The sequence below is a fragment of the Nocardia sp. NPDC055321 genome, assembly GCF_053645575.1.
In genome coordinates, this window is record NZ_JBSHMS010000001.1 from 1 (window position 1) to 18,695 (window position 18,695).

The 18,695-nt window shown below is 69.9% G+C and carries 15 protein-coding genes, 1 rRNA gene and 1 pseudogene; 15 read left to right on the forward strand and 2 right to left on the reverse strand.

Annotation, left to right across the window (positions count from 1 at the left end; genetic code table 11):
• Nucleotides 1–175 precede the first annotated feature (175 nt).
• The 4 genes and pseudogenes from rrf to ACWIGI_RS00020 all read left to right on the forward strand — a co-directional run bounded on the left by rrf (nt 176) and on the right by ACWIGI_RS00020 (nt 4,888).
• Nucleotides 176–292, forward strand: a 5S ribosomal RNA gene (gene rrf, locus ACWIGI_RS00005).
• Between the two features lie 1,376 nt (nt 293–1,668).
• Nucleotides 1,669–2,691: pseudogene (locus tag ACWIGI_RS00010) on the forward strand (hypothetical protein); the annotation flags it as partial.
• A gap of 401 nt (nt 2,692–3,092) precedes the next feature.
• Nucleotides 3,093–4,013: an HAD-IIA family hydrolase gene (locus tag ACWIGI_RS00015; protein ID WP_454200090.1), complete on the forward strand. Its 921-nt coding sequence runs from the start codon at nt 3,093–3,095 to the stop codon at nt 4,011–4,013.
• A gap of 437 nt (nt 4,014–4,450) precedes the next feature.
• Nucleotides 4,451–4,888, forward strand: coding sequence for a GNAT family N-acetyltransferase (locus tag ACWIGI_RS00020; RefSeq protein ID WP_454200091.1), 438 nt, complete (start codon nt 4,451–4,453; stop codon nt 4,886–4,888).
• Nucleotides 4,889–5,024: 136 nt separating this feature from the next.
• On the opposite strand, the gene ACWIGI_RS00025 is transcribed toward ACWIGI_RS00020, so the two are convergent.
• The gene (locus ACWIGI_RS00025; protein ID WP_454200092.1) at nt 5,025–5,783 is read right to left on the reverse strand and encodes a class I SAM-dependent methyltransferase; all 759 of its coding nucleotides are present in this window, start codon (nt 5,781–5,783) and stop codon (nt 5,025–5,027) included.
• 89 nt (nt 5,784–5,872) lie between these two features.
• Between ACWIGI_RS00025 and ACWIGI_RS00030 the strand changes: the two genes are divergently transcribed.
• From ACWIGI_RS00030 to recN, 4 genes are read left to right on the forward strand one after another with little or no spacing between them, the layout of a single operon-like run.
• Nucleotides 5,873–6,169, forward strand: coding sequence for a hypothetical protein (locus tag ACWIGI_RS00030; protein WP_454200093.1), 297 nt, complete (start codon nt 5,873–5,875; stop codon nt 6,167–6,169).
• Between the two features lie 2 nt (nt 6,170–6,171).
• Complete coding sequence (locus tag ACWIGI_RS00035) at nt 6,172–7,137, forward strand: TlyA family RNA methyltransferase (protein WP_454200094.1); 966 nt, start codon at nt 6,172–6,174, stop codon at nt 7,135–7,137.
• On the forward strand, nt 7,134–8,108 hold the full coding sequence (locus tag ACWIGI_RS00040) for an NAD kinase (RefSeq protein WP_454200095.1): 975 nt from the start codon (nt 7,134–7,136) through the stop codon (nt 8,106–8,108). The genes ACWIGI_RS00035 and ACWIGI_RS00040 overlap by 4 nt, the downstream gene beginning before the upstream one ends.
• Nucleotides 8,086–9,858, forward strand: coding sequence for a DNA repair protein RecN (gene recN / locus ACWIGI_RS00045; RefSeq protein WP_454200096.1), 1,773 nt, complete (start codon nt 8,086–8,088; stop codon nt 9,856–9,858). Before ACWIGI_RS00040 ends, recN begins: the two co-directional genes overlap by 23 nt.
• Nucleotides 9,859–10,042: 184 nt before the next feature.
• On the opposite strand, the gene ACWIGI_RS00050 is transcribed toward recN, so the two are convergent.
• Nucleotides 10,043–10,462, reverse strand: coding sequence for an SRPBCC family protein (locus ACWIGI_RS00050; protein WP_454200097.1), 420 nt, complete (start codon nt 10,460–10,462; stop codon nt 10,043–10,045).
• Between the two features lie 160 nt (nt 10,463–10,622).
• Here ACWIGI_RS00050 and steA point away from each other — a divergent pair, with 160 nt between their 5' ends.
• The 7 genes from steA (at nt 10,623) to ACWIGI_RS00085 (ending at nt 18,580) form a co-directional block, all read left to right on the forward strand.
• Entirely contained in the window at nt 10,623–11,834 is a 1,212-nt protein-coding gene (gene steA / locus ACWIGI_RS00055; protein ID WP_454200098.1) for a putative cytokinetic ring protein SteA, read from the forward strand.
• A gap of 7 nt (nt 11,835–11,841) precedes the next feature.
• Entirely contained in the window at nt 11,842–12,762 is a 921-nt protein-coding gene (locus tag ACWIGI_RS00060) for a copper transporter (RefSeq protein WP_454200099.1), read from the forward strand.
• 120 nt (nt 12,763–12,882) lie between these two features.
• On the forward strand, nt 12,883–14,643 hold the full coding sequence (locus ACWIGI_RS00065) for a CTP synthase (protein WP_454200100.1): 1,761 nt from the start codon (nt 12,883–12,885) through the stop codon (nt 14,641–14,643).
• Nucleotides 14,644–14,808: 165 nt separating this feature from the next.
• Nucleotides 14,809–15,450, forward strand: a complete 642-nt coding sequence (locus ACWIGI_RS00070; RefSeq protein WP_454200101.1) for an NUDIX domain-containing protein — start codon at nt 14,809–14,811, stop codon at nt 15,448–15,450.
• A 126-nt stretch (nt 15,451–15,576) separates the two neighbouring features.
• A complete protein-coding gene (gene xerD, locus ACWIGI_RS00075) occupies nt 15,577–16,497 on the forward strand; it encodes a site-specific tyrosine recombinase XerD (protein ID WP_454200102.1) in 921 nt (306 codons plus the stop codon).
• A gap of 191 nt (nt 16,498–16,688) precedes the next feature.
• The gene (locus ACWIGI_RS00080; protein ID WP_454200574.1) at nt 16,689–17,582 is read left to right on the forward strand and encodes a ParA family protein; all 894 of its coding nucleotides are present in this window, start codon (nt 16,689–16,691) and stop codon (nt 17,580–17,582) included.
• A gap of 101 nt (nt 17,583–17,683) precedes the next feature.
• A complete protein-coding gene (locus ACWIGI_RS00085) occupies nt 17,684–18,580 on the forward strand; it encodes a segregation and condensation protein A (RefSeq protein WP_454200575.1) in 897 nt (298 codons plus the stop codon).
• Nucleotides 18,581–18,695: the final 115 nt, after the last annotated feature.

The window sequence follows — 18,695 nt, forward strand, 5'->3', positions numbered from 1 at the left end:
GTGCGGTAACGCATGTAGGTGACTGGTACTAATAGGCCGAGGACTTACCAACAAAGAAGCTACGCGTCCACTGTGCGGTATCTGAAACAACACACAGATCACCGAGAAGACTTGAACCGGAACATCATTCGTGGTGTGAAGGGGAGGGGCTCTCTGTGTGACAGTTTCATAGAGTTACGGCGGCTATAGCGGTGGGGAAACGCCCGGTCCCATTCCGAACCCGGAAGCTAAGGCCACCAGCGCCGATGGTACTGCACTCGACAGGGTGTGGGAGAGTAGGTCACCGCCGGAACATCATTCGCAAGAACCCTCAGCCTTCGGGCTGGGGGTTCTTGTCGGGTTCAGGTTCGGAAGTATTCTGTGTGGTTTTGCTATCGAGGGCCCGGAGTGAAGACGGGCGGATAGTCGAGCCGGCACGAGAGTAGGTCACCGCCGGAACATCCTTCACGAAAGGGGACCCATATTTGGGTCCCCTTTCGTCGTTTTACACCCGGTGCCGCTTGGACGCTCAGCGGCGCGTGATTGAATTTGTGGTGGCGGGGACCTCCCGTCAGACCCTCACGCGCGCCAGCGCCGCGGGCCGGGACCGCAGGCAAACTATAGAGAGGGCTCACCGTGTCGGAGCAGAACGACGACCGCAAACCTTTCCGCCGTAGTAGCGGTGGAACCGGTCAGGGCGGCGGCTTCGGCGGCCGGCGGGACGAGGGCCGACCGGGCGGCAGAGACCGCGCCGAGGGTGGCAGCCGCGACGGCGGCTCCTCTCGCAACGGTGGCTTCAATCGCAGCGGCGGCGGTGAGCGCAGCGGTGGCTACAACCGCGACGATCGCGGTGGCGATCGCGGCGGATTCAATCGTGGCGGCGACCGCGACAACGCGGGGCGCGGCGGTTTCTCCAGAGACAACAGCGGTAGCCGGGACGGCGGCCGCGGCGGCTTCAACCGTGGCGGCGACAGTCGTGGCGGTGACCGGGGCGGCTTCAACCGCTCCGACGACACCCGTGGTGGCGAGCGCGGCGGGTTCAACCGCGGCGGCGGTGACCGTGGCGGCTTCAACCGCGGTGGCGACAATCGAGGTGGTGAGCGCGGCGGATTCTCGCGCGACAGCCGTGACGGCGAGCGCACCGGCGGGTTCAATCGTGGCGGTGACAGTCGCGGCGGTGAGCGCGGCGGCTTCAGCCGTGGTGGCGAGCGCACCGGATACAACCGTGGTGGCGACAATCGCGGTTCCGATCGTGGCGATAGCCGAGGTGGGTTCAACCGCGGTGGCGGCGATAGTCGCGGTGGTGAGCGCGGCGGATTCTCGCGGGGTGGCGATAGTCGCGGTGGTGAGCGCAGCGGCGGCTACAACCGTGGTGGCGACAACCGTGGCAGTGATCGCGGCGGGTACAACCGCGACAATCGTGGCGATGACCGGGGCGGGTTCAACCGTTCCGACGACAATCGCGGCGGTTTCAAGCGCGACGGCGACCGTGGCGGTTTCAAGCGGGACGACAATCGTGGCGGCGACCGTGGCGGCTACAACCGTGGCGATGACAGTCGCGGTGGCGACAGCCGGGGTGGTTTCAACCGCGGCGGTGGCGATCGCGGTGGTTACAACCGTGACGATCGCGGTGGCGACCGTGGTGGGTTCAAGCGTGAGGGCGGCGCAGATCGCGGTGGCTACAACCGCGACGACCGCGGTAGCGACCGCGGTGGTTTCAAGCGGGATGACGCTCGCGGCGACAGCCGTGGCGGCTTCCAGCGCGGGGAGAACCGTGGCGAGCGTGGCGGTTACAACCGCGAGGACCGCGGTGGCGATCGCGGCGGTTTCAAGCGTGACGACAACCGCGGTGGTTTCAAGCGGGAAGACAACCGTGGCGGCGACCGGGATCGCAGCGACGAGCGGAAGAGCTTCGGGCGCAGCGGTTCCGGTGACAACGACCGTGCCGAGCGTGGCGGCGATCGTCCGGAGCGTTCGTTCGCCGGCGCCGGCGACGACCGCCGCCGTGGCGGCGAGGGTGCGCGGGCCGGTGGCAGCGAGCGCCGGGCGGGACGCCCGGACGAGCCGGCCCTGCCCGACGAGATCCAGGCGTCCGACCTCGAGCCCGCGGTTCGCCGGGATCTGCTGAGCCTGGACAAGTCCAATGCCGAGACCGTCGCCCGGCACCTGGTCATGGTGGCGCAGCTGCTCGGTGAGGATCCCGAGCTGGCCCTCGAGCACGCCCGGGCGGCGCGGCAGCGCGCCGGTCGTATCGCCGTGGTCCGCGAGACCAACGGCGTCGCGGCCTATCACGCCGGGGAATGGGCCGAGGCCCTGTCGGAGCTGCGCACCGCGCGCCGCATGTCCGGTGGTTCGGGTCTGCTGGCCGTCATGGCCGACTGCGAGCGCGGTCTGGGCCGCCCCGAGCGCGCCATCGAGCTGGGCCGCAGCGACGAGGCCCGGCAGCTGGAGGGCGACGAGGCCACCGAACTGCGCATCGTGGTCGCGGGCGCCCGCATGGATCTGGGCCAGTTCGATCAGGCCGTGGTGACGTTGCAGACCGCCGAACTCGATCCGGCCCGGACCGGTTCGGCCGCGGCGCGCCTGTTCTACGCCTACGCCGAAGCGCTGCTGGCCGCCGGCCGCAACGAGGAATCGCTGACCTGGTTCATGAACGCCGCGTCCGCCGACACCGACGGTGAGACCGACGCCGAGGATCGAGCCGCCGATCTGGCCGAGGGTGGCGACGGCCGGGGCTGGACCCTGCCGGACGGTGACGCCGAAGACGAAGCGGGCGAACCGGATTGGACCGCCGCGGTCGAGGATGACGAGGACGACGACGAGAGCGACGATTCGCCCGAGGTCCTCGATGCCGCCGATTCCGGTGCCGCCGCCGCCGAGTTCGGCGATGATGACGACACCGCGGATTCCGGCTCGATCGCCGAATCCGCCGGTGCGGCCGGTAAGCCGGCCGTGACGACCATCGAAGATCCGCCCGGCGACTGGTCCGAGGCGGCCAAGGATGACGATCGGTCCTGAAGTCGGCTGGGAGAGCTGACATTCGGTGTGACCGCCGCCCGTGCACCCGGGCGGCGGTCCGCATCCGGGACCGGGGAGTGAGAAGGGGCGGCACCATGCGGCTACGGGATCGATTCGGCGCGCTACTGCTCGATCTGGACGGCACGCTGTATCGCGGGCACGACGTGATTCCCGGTGCGCCACAGGCGCTTTCGGGTGATCCTGCGGCGAACACCGGGGATGTCCCGGCGCAGCGGCTCATGTACGTGACCAACAACGCCAGTCGTTCGGCCGCCGCGGTGGCCGCGCATCTGCGCGAACTCGATTACCCCGCAACCGAAGACGACGTGGTGACCAGCGCCCAGGCCGCCGCCGGTCTGCTCGCGACCCGGCTGGACCCGGGCGCGACCGTCCTGGTGGTCGGCACCGACGATCTGGTGGCCGAGGTGCGCGCGGTCGGCCTGGAGCCGATCCGCCGTTTCAACGGCGTGGCCCCGGCCGCGGTGGTACAGGGCCACAACCCGCAGACCGCCTGGGCCGATCTGGCCGAGGCCGCCTACGCGCTGCGCGCCGGCGCGCTCTGGGTGGCCGCCAACACCGACGCCACCCTGCCCAACGAACGCGGGCTCGCGCCCGGCAACGGTTCCATGGTCGCCGCGCTGCGCACCGCCTCGGACCGGCAGCCGATCGTCGCGGGCAAGCCGTACGCCCCGCTGATCGAGGACGCCCTGCTGCGCGCGGGCACCCGCGACGCCCTGGTGGTCGGCGACCGCCTGGACACCGACATCGACGGCGGCCACAGCGTCGGCCTGCCCTCCCTGCTCGTCCTGACCGGCGTCAGCACCCTGGCGGACCTGGATCGCCAGCCCGCCGACCGTCTCCCCACCTACGTGGCCGAGTCCCTCGACGCCCTGAACCACCCGATCGCAGACGTCGCACCCCCGCCCTCGGGCGATATCGCCGCGACCCTCACCAAGCTCTTCGCCGAGCACCCCGGCCGCGCGATCCCGGTCGCCGCGCCCCCGTCCGGGAACTGAGGCGCCGCCCTCGGGATCCCCGGCGCGGTCTCCACCGGGCACGCGCCGGGAGTCGGCGAAGCATCCCGAGGCCATCGACCACAGGGGCATACCGGCCGCGTTTCGCCGGGCGAAGATGCTCTGCGCCGCAAGCACAGTCGCCGGCATGCGGCACGCTGATCACCGAATCGTCCCGTGGCGGTCTACCCGCGGAGGGGGCGCCTCGGGCCGGGACATTCGCCGAAGCGGGTTCGCGCGAACCCGCTTTGCCGATTAGCGCGTCGGCCAGGGGCGGCAGCCTCCCGGCCGGCGTCGTGACACGGGGCTTCGGCGTCGCGGAGATCGTCGCGCATCCGGGACGGGGCGAGCGCAACGAGGCGGCCGCGCCCGAATGGTCTGTCACACTTCGCCCGAAGTGGCTCTCGGACCGTGCTCGCGGGCTGAACTACCGTCGAGCCATGAGCGAACTACGGGAGATCTTCGCGGGTGAGACCGGGCTGGGCGGGCCCGCGCTGCTGGAGTTGCGGCCGCGGTGGGGGAGCGCCGAGGCGATCACCCAGCTCGTCGACGAGCAGTTGCGGCCCGCCGGGTACCGGTTGATCGGGGTATTCGACGACGCCTCCGAACACGCTCGCTCGATCCTGGGCTTCCGGGTCACCCATTCGACCGCGTGGGGCCGGTTCGTGTACGTCGACGACGTCAGCACCGTGCCGGACGCGCGCGGCAACGGTTACGCCGATCAGCTCGTGAGCTGGGTGAAGGGTGAGGCCGAGCGGCTCGATTGTGAAGCGGTGCACCTGGATTCCGGTGTCGCGGCGAGCCGTGCGGCGGCGCATCGGCTGTACATGCGCCATCACCTGGCGATTACCTCGCACCACTTCTCGGTCGAGGTCTGAGCCTCGCCGGGCGCGTGCACGGCGCCGACGCCAAGGTTCCGGCGCCGATCCGCGATACGGTCGATGCCCCGCGCCCAGGGGAGTTCGGTGCGGCCGGCCGGGTTAGCGTCGCGGTGGCCGGCGGATTACCCCTGCGCTACAGGGGTTTGCGCGCCTCGACCAGGGTCCGCGCGGAGTACGCGACGAACGGTCCTTCGGCCTCGATCAGCGCGTGCAACTCGGCCAGCCGATCCCGGTACTGCTCGACCGTGAACCCGGGCACCATCCAGATCACCTTGCGCAGGAAGTACACGACGGCCCCGATGTCGTTGAACTCCATGCGAAGCCGCTCGGTCCGGGACTCGACGATCTCCAGCCCGGCCGCGCGCGCCTCGGCGGCCTCCCGTTCCGGATCGCGGCCCTTGCGCGCCTCGGGCTGGGGTCCCAGGAAGTACTCGACGAGTTCGAACACGCTCGCCGGCCCGACGTGCTGCGCGAAGTAGACGCCACCGGGTTCGAGCACCCGGGCGATCTCCGCCCACCAGATCGTGGCTGGGTGGCGGCTGGTGACCAGGTCGAACGCCGAGTCGGCGAACGGCAGCGGCGGTTCGTCCGGATCGGCGACCACCACCGCCCCGCGCGGGTGCAGCAGCCGGGTGGCCTTGGCCAGGTTCGGCGGCCAGGATTCGGTGGCGACCATCGTGGGCGGGAACTTCTCGGCTTCGGCGAGCACCTCGCCGCCTCCGGTCTGGATGTCCAGCGCCGCCCGGGCCGTCGCCAGCCTGCCCGCCTGTTGCCGCTGATAGCCCCAGGACGGCCGCTCCTCGGTGGCCCGGCCCGCCAGCCAGGAGAAATCCCAGCCGGCCACCGAGACCGCGTCCGCTTCCGCGATCAGGTCCTCGAAGTCGCGTTCCATGGGGTCGATTCTCACCGATAGCTGCCGGGCCCCCGGACCCGGCAGGGTACGTGTGTTCGAATGCGGGTTCGGGTAGCGTTGTCGCCACCATGAGTACGCCAAGCCCTGTCCCGTACGGCGCTGCCGCCGCGCAGCCCGCCCGGCCGCTACCCGGCCAGGGGCCCCGCCCGGGGGCTCCGCTGCCCGGTCAGCACCTGCCGGGTACGAATCAGGAATTCGCCGACCCGCAGCGGGTCCGCGCGGAGGTCGACGCCCTGCTGGCCGAATTGTCGGCCGGGGCACGGGAATCCACGGCCGAGGGCACCGATATCGTTCGGCGCGCCCGCATTCTGGAGCAGGCGCACGATGTGCTGGTGCAGGCGCTGGCCACGGTGGACAAGGTCTGACGGTGGTCAAACGCGCACGGGTGGACGCGGAACTGGTTCGCCGCGGACTGGCGCGATCGCGGGAGCACGCGGTCGAGCTGATCAACGCGGGTCGCGTCCTGATCAACGGCAGTGTCGCCACGAAGGCGGCGACGGGTGTGGAGGCCAGTGCCCCGCTGCTGGTTCGCGACGAGCCCGACGAGGTGCAGTGGGCGTCGCGCGGCGCGCACAAACTGCTGGGCGCGCTCGAGGCGTTCGAACCGCTCGGGGTCTCGGTCGACGGGAAGCGCTGCCTGGACGCGGGCGCGTCCACCGGTGGTTTCACCGATGTACTGCTCAGCAGGGGCGCGAAACAGGTCGTTGCCGCCGATGTCGGGTATGGCCAGCTCATCTGGCGTCTGCAGAACGACGATCGGGTGCTGGTGCACGACCGCACCAACGTTCGCGCGCTGAACCCCGAACTGATCGGCGGGACAGTCGAATTGGTCGTCGCCGATCTCTCGTTCATCTCCCTGGGCCTGGTGCTGCCCGCGCTGGCCTCCTGCTGCGCGCCCGGCGCCGATCTGCTGCCCATGGTCAAACCGCAGTTCGAGGTCGGCAAGGACCGGCTCGGATCCGGTGGCGTGGTGCGCGACCCGGCGCTGCGCGCGGAGACGGTGCTGGAGGTCGCGGCCGCCGCGGCGAAGCTGGGCCTGCGGACCCGGGGCGTGGTGGCGAGCCCGCTGCCCGGCCCGTCCGGGAATGTGGAGTACTTCCTGTGGTTGCGTAATGAGGCGGCGGGAGCTCCGGCCGCGGGAGAAAATACTGTCGCGCAGCACGATGCCGATCAATCCGCCGGTGGCGATACCGTGTCGGTCGTAACCGATACGGTATCGGCCGCAGCGGATTCGGCCGTTGCCGCGGACCTCGCGTTCACCGCCTTCGGGCCGGCGGAGCGGGATCGCGTGCAGGGGTTGATCGATCGGGCGGTTCAGGAGGGACCACAGTGAATTCGCCGGGCACCGGACGGGAAGTCCTGCTGGTCGCGCATCCCGGGCGGTCGGAGATCACCGAGACCGCGCACCGGGCGGCCAAGATCTTTTCCGAGGCGGGCATCGGGTTGCGGGTCCTCGAGGACGAGGCCTACAGCACCCGTTTCGATCTCGACGAGCAGGGCGAGCCCGACGGCGGCTATCCCGTGCGCGTCATGGCGCACACACCCGACGCCGCGGTGGGCGCGGAAATGGTGCTCGCCCTCGGCGGCGACGGCACCTTCCTGCGCGCGGCCGAACTGGCCCGCAACGCCTCGGTGCCGGTGCTGGGAATCAATCTGGGCCGCATCGGTTTTCTCACCGAGGCCGAGGCCGAGCACCTGGACGAGGCGCTATCGCAGGTCGTGCGCCGCGATTACACCATCGAAGAGCGCATGACCATCGATGTGAGCGTGCGGGTCGACGATGTGCTCGTCGATTCCGGCTGGGCCCTGAACGAGGCCAGTATCGAGAACGCCGCGCGCATGGGCGTTCTCGAGGTGGTGCTCGAGGTGGACGGCCGCCCGGTGTCGTCGTTCGGCTGTGACGGTGTGCTGGTGGCCACTCCGACGGGGTCCACCGCATACGCCTTCTCCGCCGGCGGGCCGGTGGTGTGGCCGCAACTCGAAGCGCTGCTGGTGATTCCGAGTAACGCCCATGCCCTGTTCGCCCGGCCCCTGGTGACCAGCCCCGATTCCCGGATCGCGGTGGAAACCGTTGCCACGGGCCATGATGCGATAGTTTTCCTCGACGGCCGTCGCACCCTCGCATTGCCGCGGGGCGGCCGGGTGGAGGCGGTCCGCGGGACCGAATCGGTGCGGTGGGTGCGGCTCGATTCCGCGCCGTTCGCCGACCGGATGGTGCGCAAATTCCAGTTGCCCGTGACAGGCTGGCGAGGCCGAGCGTCTGCGCGAACGGAGAGCACGAGTGCTGACAGAGATCAGGATTGACGGGCTGGGCGTAATTTCCACGGCCACCGCGCAATTCCACGAAGGACTGACCGTACTGACCGGTGAGACCGGTGCGGGCAAGACCATGGTGGTCACCAGCCTGCATCTGCTCAGCGGCGCGCGCGCCGATCCGGGACGGGTGCGCCTGGGCGCCTCGCGGGCGGTGGTCGAGGGGCGCTTCACCGTCGACGCGGTGCACGACGGCGCGATCCTCGAGGTCAAGGAGGTACTCGAATCCTCCGGCGCGGAAACCGATGACGACGGCAGCATCATCGCCGTGCGCACGGTCGGCAGCGATGGCCGCTCGCGCGCGCATCTGGGCGGGCGCAGCGTTCCGGCCTCGGTCCTCTCGGATTTCACCACCCCGTTGCTGACCGTGCACGGGCAGAACGATCAGTTGCGCCTGCAGCGGCCGGATCAGCAGCTGCACGCGCTGGATCAGTTCGCGGCCGACGCCGTCGCCCCGCTGCTGCGCAAGTACCAGAAGGTGCGCCGCACCTGGCTCGAGGCGCGCAACCAGTTGCTCGAGCGCACCGCGCGCAGTCGCGAACTGGCGCTGGAAGCCGATCATCTGACCCAGTCGCTCAACGAGATCGACGCCATCGCGCCCGAACCCGACGAGGACGCGCGGATCGTCGTCGAGGTGCGCAGGCTCTCGGATCTGGATTCGCTGCGCGAGGCCGCCGCGGCCGCGCACGACGCCCTGGCCGGGCCCTCGGATACCCCGGGGGAGGGTTCGGGCGCGCTGGATCTGCTGGGCACCGCCCGTGCGCGCCTGGAGGCCGCCGACGATCCGGCCCTGACCGCGCTGGGCCCTCGGCTGGGCGAGGCGCTGTCGGTGGTGGTGGATCTGACCACCGAGCTCAGCTCCTACCTGTCGGATCTGCCGTCGGATCCCGGCGCGCTGGACTCCCTGCTCACCCGGCAGGCCGAGCTCAAGACCCTGACCCGCAAGTACGCCCCGGACATCGACGGCGTCATCGCCTGGGCCGACGAGTCCAGAACGCGCCTGCAGTCGCTCGACGTCTCGGACGAGGCGCTGGCGGCCCTGGCCGCGGAGGTGGAGACCGCTGCGGACAAGGTGCGCGAGGCAGCCCGCAAGCTGACCGTGGCCCGCGGCAAGGCGGCGGGCAAGCTGGCCACCGCGGTCAGCGCCGAACTGAGCGGTCTGGCCATGGGCCGGGCCCGGCTCGAGGTCGGGGTGCGCCCGGTTCCGGCCGGTGCGCAGGATTCCGCGCCGCTGCTGGTGGACGGGCAGGAGCTGCACGCCGGTTCCACCGGGGTGGACGAGGTGGAATTCCGGCTCGCCGCGCACTCGGGCGCGCAGCCGCTGCCCCTGAGCCGCAGCGCTTCCGGCGGTGAGCTCTCGCGCATCATGCTCGCGCTCGAGGTGGTGCTCGCCAGTTCCGAGCACGGCACGACCATGGTCTTCGACGAGGTCGACGCCGGTGTCGGCGGCCGGGCCGCGGTCGAGATCGGCCGTCGCCTGGCGCAATTGGCGCGCACCCACCAGGTCATCGTGGTGACCCACCTGCCGCAGGTGGCAGCGTTCGCCGACACCCACCTGATGGTGGACAAGGTCGACGACGGCAAGGGCGTCAACTCCGGGGTGCGGTCGCTGACCCGGGACGAGCGGGTCGTGGAACTGGCCCGCATGCTCGCCGGTTTGGACGACACCGAGACCGGTCGCGCGCACGCCTGGGAGTTGCTGACCACGGCCGACGCCGAAAAAGTCACCGCCGCACACTGATCCGACCGAGTGACAGCGAACGGCCCCCGAACACATCGTGTTCGGGGGCCGTGTCGTTCGATTCACCTGATCCGGCGTGCTGCGGAACACCTCTCGCGCCGCGCCGCCGCGAGCCGCGGGGGACTCGGTGCGGTGTGCGGCGGTGTGGCTCGCGCCGGATCAGCCGATCGGGTTGCCGCCCGGCCTATTTGACGGCCTTGCGCGCACCGGCCAGGAACTGGTTGATCAGGGCGCGCAGCCCGATCTCGAGGACCTTGGCCGGCACCGGCAGGCTCGGGTCGGAGTCCATGGTGTAGACCACGCGGGTGCCGCCGGGGGCGTCGGCGAAGGTCACGGTGCCGTAGTGCCGCTTGACCGGCGCGCCCTTGACGATCTTGTAGACGAAGCGCTCGTTGGGGACCAGTTCGACGGTCTCCTCCGTGACGCCGACCGGGCCCAGACCCAGCTGGTACTGCGCGCCGACGCCGGACGGGCTGCCGGCTCCGGGCTTCTTGAGCACGATCTGGATCGGCATGTAGCTCGCAATGCTGTCGCGGTCGGTGAACAGCTTGTAGACGACGTCGCGCGGGGCGTTCAGGACAGTATCGACGGTGGTGCTGGCCATAACGGTGGTGTCTCCTCTCGAACCGTTGCCCGGAGCATATCTGTACCGGATGTTCACGGATACCGGCATCACTGTGACCGGCGTGGCATCACAGTGACGAATGCGGCAGCCCGGCGCGCCTCCACCACAGGTTGAGACTTTCGGATAATCATCGGTTGCTATGAAGATGCTGGGACTGCTGTCGCGCAACTCCGAAACGCTCCCCGGAATCGTGGGGCCGGCCCGGGTGGACCGCAACACCAGGCGTCTGCTGCAGCGCGTGGGACCGGGCGACATCGTCTTCCTGGACGAGATGGACCTGGACCGGCTCACCGCCGACCGCCTGGTGCAGGCCCGGGTCGCCGCGGTGGTGAACGCCTCGCCCTCCATCTCCGGCCGCTACCCGAATCTGGGTCCGGAGGTGCTGGTGGCCAACGGCGTCCTGCTGCTCGACGCGGTCAGCTCCGATGTCTTCACCCGGATCAAGGACGGCACGCGGGTACGCGTCGACGGCGGCGTGGTGTACGCCGACAAGTCGAGCAAGAAGGAACCCGAAGCGCTCGTGGACGGCATCGAGCTCACCGAACTCGGTATCGCCGAGCGCATGATCGAGGCCCGCAACGGGCTGGCCGATCACCTGGAAGCCTTCGCGGGCAACACCATCGAGTTCATCCGCACCGAAAGCTCGCTGCTGATAGACGGAATCGGCGTCCCCGAGGTCGCGGTCGACATGCGCAAGAAGCACGTCGTCGTCGTGGCCGACGGACCCGACCACGCCGATGATCTCAAGCGCATCAAGCCTTTCATCAAGGAATACGCGCCCATCCTCATCGGCGTCGGCCGCGGCGCGGACACCCTCATCCGGCACGGCTACCGCCCCGACCTCATCGTCGGCGACCCCGAGGAGATCACCGCCAACACCCTCAAGTGCGGGGCCGAGGTGATCCTGCCCGCCGACACCGACGGGCACGCAAAGGGTTTGGAGCGAATCCAGGATCTCGGCATCGGCGCGACCACCTTCCCGTCCTCGGGCGCGCCCGCCGATCTGGCGCTGCTGCTGGCCGATCACCACGGCGCGAGCCTGATCGTCACCGCGGGCGCGGCGGTCTCGCTCGACGAGTTCTTCGATCGCGGCCGCCGCGATTCCAACCCGGCCACCTTCCTCACCAGATTGAAGATCGGCACCAAGCTCATGGACGCGAAAGCCGTTGCGGTGCTGTACCGCCAGCGCGGTTCGGGCTGGGCGATCGCCCTGGTGGTGCTGGCCGCGCTGGTGGCGCTCATCGTCGCGATGCTGGCCACCCACATGGGCGCCGAAGTCCTGGACTGGACCACCAACGCCTGGGATCGCACCTGGCTGTGGATACAGAACACGATCGACGGAATCAGGTAGGGGAGTCGTGCTTTCCTTTCGCCACCACGCTGTTTCGATCGCCGCCGTCTTCCTGGCCCTCGCGGTCGGGGTGGTGCTCGGCAGCCAGACCCGCTCGGACGGGTTCATCCCCGGGAAGGGCGACCGGCCCGCGAGCGACGCGCTGATCGCCGAGAACGACCGGCTCACAGCGCAATTGCGCGCCGCCGACGACTTCCTGTCCGGCGCGGCGGGCAAACTGCTCGCGGGCAATCTGGCCGGGCGCAGCGTCCTGGTGATCGCCGCCCCGGACGCCGACGCCGCCGACGTCGACGCGGTGAGCGCGGCGCTGCTGGCCGCGGGCGCCGCCGTCACCGGCCGCGTCACCCTCGCCGAGGCGTTCACCGACTCCGGCGAGAGCGATCGGCTGCGCACCGCGCTCACCAACGTGGTGCCCGCAGGCGGGCAACTGCGCGTCGACGCACCCGATCAGGGCAGCCTGGCCGGCGATCTGCTCGGGCAGGTCCTGCTCACCGATCCGGCCACCGGTCAGCCGCGCGGTACCGACCCCGAACGCGGGCTCGCCCTGGAGACCCTGCGCGGCGGCGGCTTCCTGACCTCCGATGTGCAGGGCCCGGCGCAGCTTTCGGTCGTGGTGGCCGGGGACGGCGCCCGCGCGCCCGAGAGCAATCGCGGCACCATCCTGGCGCGCTTCGCCGCGGGCCTGCGCGCGCATTCGGCCGGCGTGGTGCTGGCGGGTCGCTACGGGGCCGCCGAGGGGCCCGGCGCGATCGCCGTGGCACGCTCGGAGGCGCCGCTGGCAACGATCACGACGGTGGACAACGTCGACCACCAGATCGGCCGCATCACCACCGTGCTCGGACTCACCGAACAGCTGAACGGCGGCACCGGGCGATACGGCACCGGGGCGTCCGCGACCTCGCTCACAGTCGTGGCCCTGCCGCACTGACCGGAACCGGCCGCCGACGGGCAATATTCGCGTTAACGACGGGGGCCGGGCCGGAATCGCGGGGATGTCCGCCGCGTGGCATTCGATCGGCATCCGGGGTTCGTGTTACCGTGAAGTCCCGTGGGTCAATCACGGATTCCGGCGCGCGCGGCCACGAAACACATCTTCGTCAGCGGTGGCGTTGCCTCTTCACTCGGTAAGGGTCTGACCGCCTCCAGCCTCGGTCAGCTGCTCACGTCGCGCGGTTTGCGCGTGACGATGCAGAAGTTGGATCCGTACCTCAACGTCGATCCAGGCACGATGAATCCTTTCCAGCACGGAGAGGTGTTCGTGACCGAGGACGGCGCGGAAACGGACCTCGACGTGGGTCACTACGAACGCTTCCTCGATCGCGATCTCTCCGGGATCGCGAATGTCACCACCGGTCAGATCTATTCGACCGTGATCGCCAAGGAGCGCCGCGGCGAATACCTCGGCGACACCGTGCAGGTCATCCCGCACATCACCGACGCCATCAAGGCCCGGATCACCGCCATGGCGGAGCCGGACCTGCACGGCCAGGTGCCCGACGTGGTCATCACCGAAATCGGCGGCACCGTCGGCGATATCGAGTCGCAGCCGTTCCTCGAGGCGGCTCGGCAGATCCGCCACGAGGTGGGCCGGGACAACTGCTTCTTCCTGCACGTCACGCTGGTGCCCTACCTGGGTCCCTCGGGCGAGCTGAAGACCAAGCCGACCCAGCACTCGGTGGCGGCGCTGCGCAACATCGGCATCCAGCCCGATGCCCTGATCCTGCGCTGCGATCGCGATGTGCCGGAACCGCTCAAGAACAAGATCGCCCTCATGTGCGACGTGGACGTGGATGCCTGCATCTCGACCCCCGACGCGCCGTCGATCTACGACATCCCCAAGGTGCTGCACCGCGAGGGCCTGGACGCGTACGTCGTGCGCCGCCTGGGCCTGCCGTTCCGCGATGTGGACTGGACCGTGTGGGGCGATCTGCTCGATCGGGTGCACAACCCGCGCGAGCACGTCACCGTGGCGCTGGTCGGCAAGTACGTCGACCTGCCCGACGCCTACCTCTCGGTCACCGAGGCGCTGCGCGCCGGCGGTTTCGCCTCGCACGCCAAGGTGAACATCCGCTGGGTGCAGTCCGACGAGTGCGAGACCGAGGCCGGTGCGCGCACGCACCTGGCCGACGTGGACGCCGTGCTCATCCCGGGCGGCTTCGGCATTCGCGGTATCGAGGGCAAGGTCGGGGCGATCAAGTTCACCCGCACCCGCGGCATTCCCACCCTGGGCCTGTGTCTGGGCCTGCAGTGCATGGTGATCGAATCCGCGCGGTCGGTGGGCCTGGACGACGCCAACTCGACCGAGTTCGAGCCGGACGTCAAGTACCCGGTCATCTCCACCATGGCCGATCAGGAACAGGCCGTGGCCGGTGAGGCGGATCTGGGCGGCACCATGCGCCTGGGCGCGTATCCGGCGGTGCTGGAGCAGGATTCGGTGGTGGCGCAGGCCTACGGCAGCACGGAGGTGTCCGAGCGGCACCGCCATCGCTTCGAGGTCAACAACACCTACCGGGACAAGATCGCCAAGAGCGGTCTGCGTTTCAGCGGCACCTCCCCGGACGGCCACCTGGTCGAGTTCGTGGAGCTGCCGCAGGACAAGCATCCGTTCTTCGTCGCCACCCAGGCGCACCCGGAGCTCAAGTCCCGTCCGACGCGCCCGCACCCGCTGTTCGCGGCGCTCATCTCGGCCGCGCTGAAGTACAAGGCGGCCGAACAGCTTCCGGTCGAGCTCACCCCCGAGCCCGCCGCCGAAGCGGTCAAGCCCGCGGCGGCCGCCAAGGCCGCGAAGGGCGACAAGGTCAAGAGCTGACGGCCGCGGGCGCTGTGCCGCCCGCGGTCCTCGGACCCGGTTTCTCCCGAGGCCCGGCCTCGAACACCCCGCCTTCACGGTGGTGTTCGGGGCCGGGCCTTCGGCGTTCGGTGTCCCGGGCCCAGGCCCGAGCTGGTCGCGCACCCGGCCCGATAAGGTTGGCTCATGGCTGACTCCGCGCCCGGCACGCATGACTTCGACACCGTTTCGAGCCGCACCGTGTACGAGGGCGCGATTCTGGCGCTCCGGCTGGATCAGGTGGCCATGCCCGGCGGGCGGGTCGCCGAGCGCGAGGTGATCGAGCATCACGCGGCCGTGGCGGTGGCCGCGGTGGACGAGGACGACAATCTGGTGCTGATCAACCAGTACCGCCATCCCATCGGGCGGCGGCTGCTCGAGCTGCCCGCGGGCCTGCTGGACGCGCCGGGGGAGGACCCGCTGCACGCGGCCCAGCGCGAATTGGCCGAGGAGACCGGGCTCGCCGCGCGCGAGTGGTCGGTGCTGGTGGACATCGAGCTCTCACCCGGCTTCACCGACGAGGCGCTGCGCATCTACCTGGCCTCGGACCTGTACGAGACCGAGCAGCCCGAACCCGAGCACGAGGAAGCCGACCTGCAGGTGCTGCGGGTGCCGGTCGCCGAGGCCGCACGCCGGGCCCTCGCGGGCGAGATCACCAACGCCACCGCGGTCGCGGGCGTCACCGCGCTGCTGGCCGCCCGAGCCGCGGGCCTCGAGCCCCGCCCCGCCGACGCGCCCTGGCCCGGCCTGCCCACGAAGTTCCTGGATCGCAAAGCCGCCGAGAAATAGCGGGTATCGCCGCCGCCTCGGGTATCCGTGCTGGTCAAGGCTTTTCGACCGGACCGGTTCCATCGGCCACGCGCCGGGCGCGCGTGCGTGCCCGCCGTTGTCGGTCACCGGTGCCATGATGGCAGCGTGCTGAGCCGCCGAATCGACGCCTACCTGGACCATTTGACGGTCGAGCGCGGTATGGCGCGCAACACGCTCGGTGCGTATCGGCGGGATCTGGGGCGGTATCTGGATTTTCTGACCGAGCGCGGGGTGGCGGATCTCACCGAGGTACGGGAGTCCGATATATCCGATTTCGTGGTGTGGCTGCGCGCGGGTGACGCGGATCATGCCGCGCTGGCGGCGAGTTCGGCCGCACGGGCACTGGTCGCGGTGCGGGGCCTGCACCGATTCTCGGTCGCCGAGGGCGTCACCGAGGCGGACGTGGCGCATCCGGTCAAGCCGCCGACGCCCCCGCGCCGCCTGCCCAAAGCGCTGCCCTACGACCAGATTTCGCGTTTGCTGGACGCCGCCGGCGCGGAGGGGCCCGACGCCCCGCGCGGTCTGCGCGACCGCGCCCTGCTGGAACTGCTGTACTCCACGGGCGCGCGCATCTCCGAGATCACCGCACTCGATGTGGACGACATCGACGCCGGCGACCGCGCTGTCGTGCTGCGCGGCAAGGGCGGTAAGCAACGGATGGTCCCGATCGGGCGGCCCGCGCTGGCCGCGGTGGACGCGTACCTGGTGCGCGGCCGGCCCGGGCTGTCCGGTCGCGGCCGATCGACCCCCGCGCTCTTCCTCAATCACCGCGGCGGCCGGCTCACCCGCCAAACCGCTTGGCAGGTACTGCATTCCGCGGCCGATCGGGCCGGAATCGCCGCCAAGGTATCCCCGCACACGCTGCGACATTCGTTCGCCACGCATCTGCTGGACGGTGGCGCGGATGTACGCGTGGTGCAGGAGTTACTCGGTCACGCCTCCGTAACCACCACGCAGATCTACACTCTGGTGACTGTCGGCACGCTCCACGAGGTCTGGGCAACAGCCCATCCGCGTGCCCGCTAGCGGGGCTGAAGTGCAGCTTCAGGGTGCGTGTCCGAACAGGGGTCTGACGCCGACAGGCGGTAGCGTCTAGAGGTGACCCGTCCGCACACGCGGTCGGGCGCGCCCCCACCGGCACTTTCGGTCCGGCGGGTAAGGGCAGGTACGTCGAAGGAGTAGCGGACGTGACGAAAGCCGGTGGTGCGGGCCAGCGGATCGAGACCGCCGCGCAAACCCTGTGGGAAGCCGCAGATGTGGCCAGCAGCCCGGAGCTCGGTCCCACCGGGCGCCCGCTGCGCGATATCCCGGATCCGCCGGAGCCCGACCACACGGGGGACGCGCTGGTCGTGGCGATGTGCAATCAGAAGGGCGGGGTGGGCAAGACCACCTCGACCATCAATCTCGGTGCGGCGCTGGCCGAATACGGTCGCCGCGTGCTGCTGGTGGATCTGGATCCGCAGGGTGCGCTCTCGGCCGGGCTCGGGGTGGCCCATCACGATCTCGATCTGACCGTGCACAACCTGCTGGTCGGGCCGGGCAAGATCAGCGTCGACCAGGTGCGGATGAACACCAAGGTGGACGGCATGGATCTGCTGCCGTCCAATATCGATCTGTCGGCGGCGGAGATCCAGCTCGTCAACGAGGTCGGCCGCGAGCACACCCTGGGCCGGGCGCTGGCGCCGTTGCGCAGTCAGTACGACTACATCCTCATCGACTGCCAGCCCTCGCTGGGTCTGCTCACCGTGAACGCGCTCGCCTGCGCGGACGGTGTGATCATTCCCATGGAGTGCGAGTACTTCTCGCTACGCGGGCTGGCGCTGCTCAACGACACCGTGGAGAAGGTGCGGGACCGGCTGAATCCCTCGCTCATCCTGTACGGCATCGTTGTCACCATGTTCGATGCCCGTCTGCTGCATTCGCGCCAGGTCATGACGCGCGTGGTCGAGGTGTTCGGTGACCTGGTCTACGACACCGTGATCTCGCGTACCGTGCGTTTCCCCGACGCCAGCGTCGCGGGTGAGCCGATCACCACCTGGGCGCCGAAATCCGGTGGTGCGGAAGCGTATCGGGCGATGGCGCGGGAAGTCATTCACCGGTCGGGCCGTTGAGCGATGCGGCTGAGCCGTTCGCGACCGATACCGCGGACGGAGATTCCGGCGTGTTCGACGCCGAGCGCGAGGGTGAACCGGGCGACGTCCTCGACGAGGTGATCGCCGGCGCGGTCGTGTCCGAGCCGTCGGACGCCGCTCCGGAGAGCACGGGCGAGTCCGGCGACGCGGGCTCGAAAACCGGATTTCACCTGCGGCTCACCAATTTCCAGGGGCCTTTCGACCTGCTGCTGCAGCTGATCTCCTCGCGCCGGCTCGATGTCACCGAGGTGGCGCTGCACAAGGTCACCGACGAGTTCATCGCCTACACCAAGGCGCTGACCGCCAGCATGTCCGGCGAACAGGGCCTGCGCGCGGACAAGATCCTGGACGTGACCACCGAGTTCCTGGTGGTCGCCGCGACCCTGCTCGATCTCAAGGCCGCGCGCCTGCTGCCCTCGGGCGAGGTCTCGGACGAGGACGATCTGGAGTTGCTGGAGGCTCGCGACCTGCTCTTCGCGCGCCTGCTGCAGTACCGCGCCTTCAAACAGGTCGCGGAATTGCTGGGCGAGCTCGAGGCCGCTGCGCTGCAACGCTATCCGCGCGCGGTCTCGCTGGAGGAGCGCTACCTCGAGCTGTTGCCGGACGTTACCCTGGGAGTGGATGCCGCGGGTTTCGCGGAGGTCGCCGCGACCGCGTTCACCCCGCGCCCGGTGCCCACCGTCGGGCTCGATCACATTCATCAGCATTCGGTCTCGGTCGCCGAGCAGGCCGCCCTGGTTCTGGAGATGCTGAAGAGCCGCGGCGCCGGCGGCTGGACGAGCTTCACCGAGCTCTGCGCCGACTGCGAGGTGGCGGTGCAGATCGTCGCCCGCTTCCTGGCGCTGCTCGAGCTCTACCGCGGCAAGACGATCGAGTTCGACCAGCCCGATCCGCTGGGCCCGCTCGCGATCAGCTGGATCGGCGAGCTCGCGGACCAACCGGCCGAGCCGGTGACCATCGAGGAGGACTACGGGTGATCGAGTCAGTGCGCGCCGACGACGACGGTGATGCCGACCCCGTCGCGACCACCGCGCAATCGGATTCGAGCGAGCCCGCGTCTGCGGCCGGGGCCGAGTCGGCCGATTCGGCGGA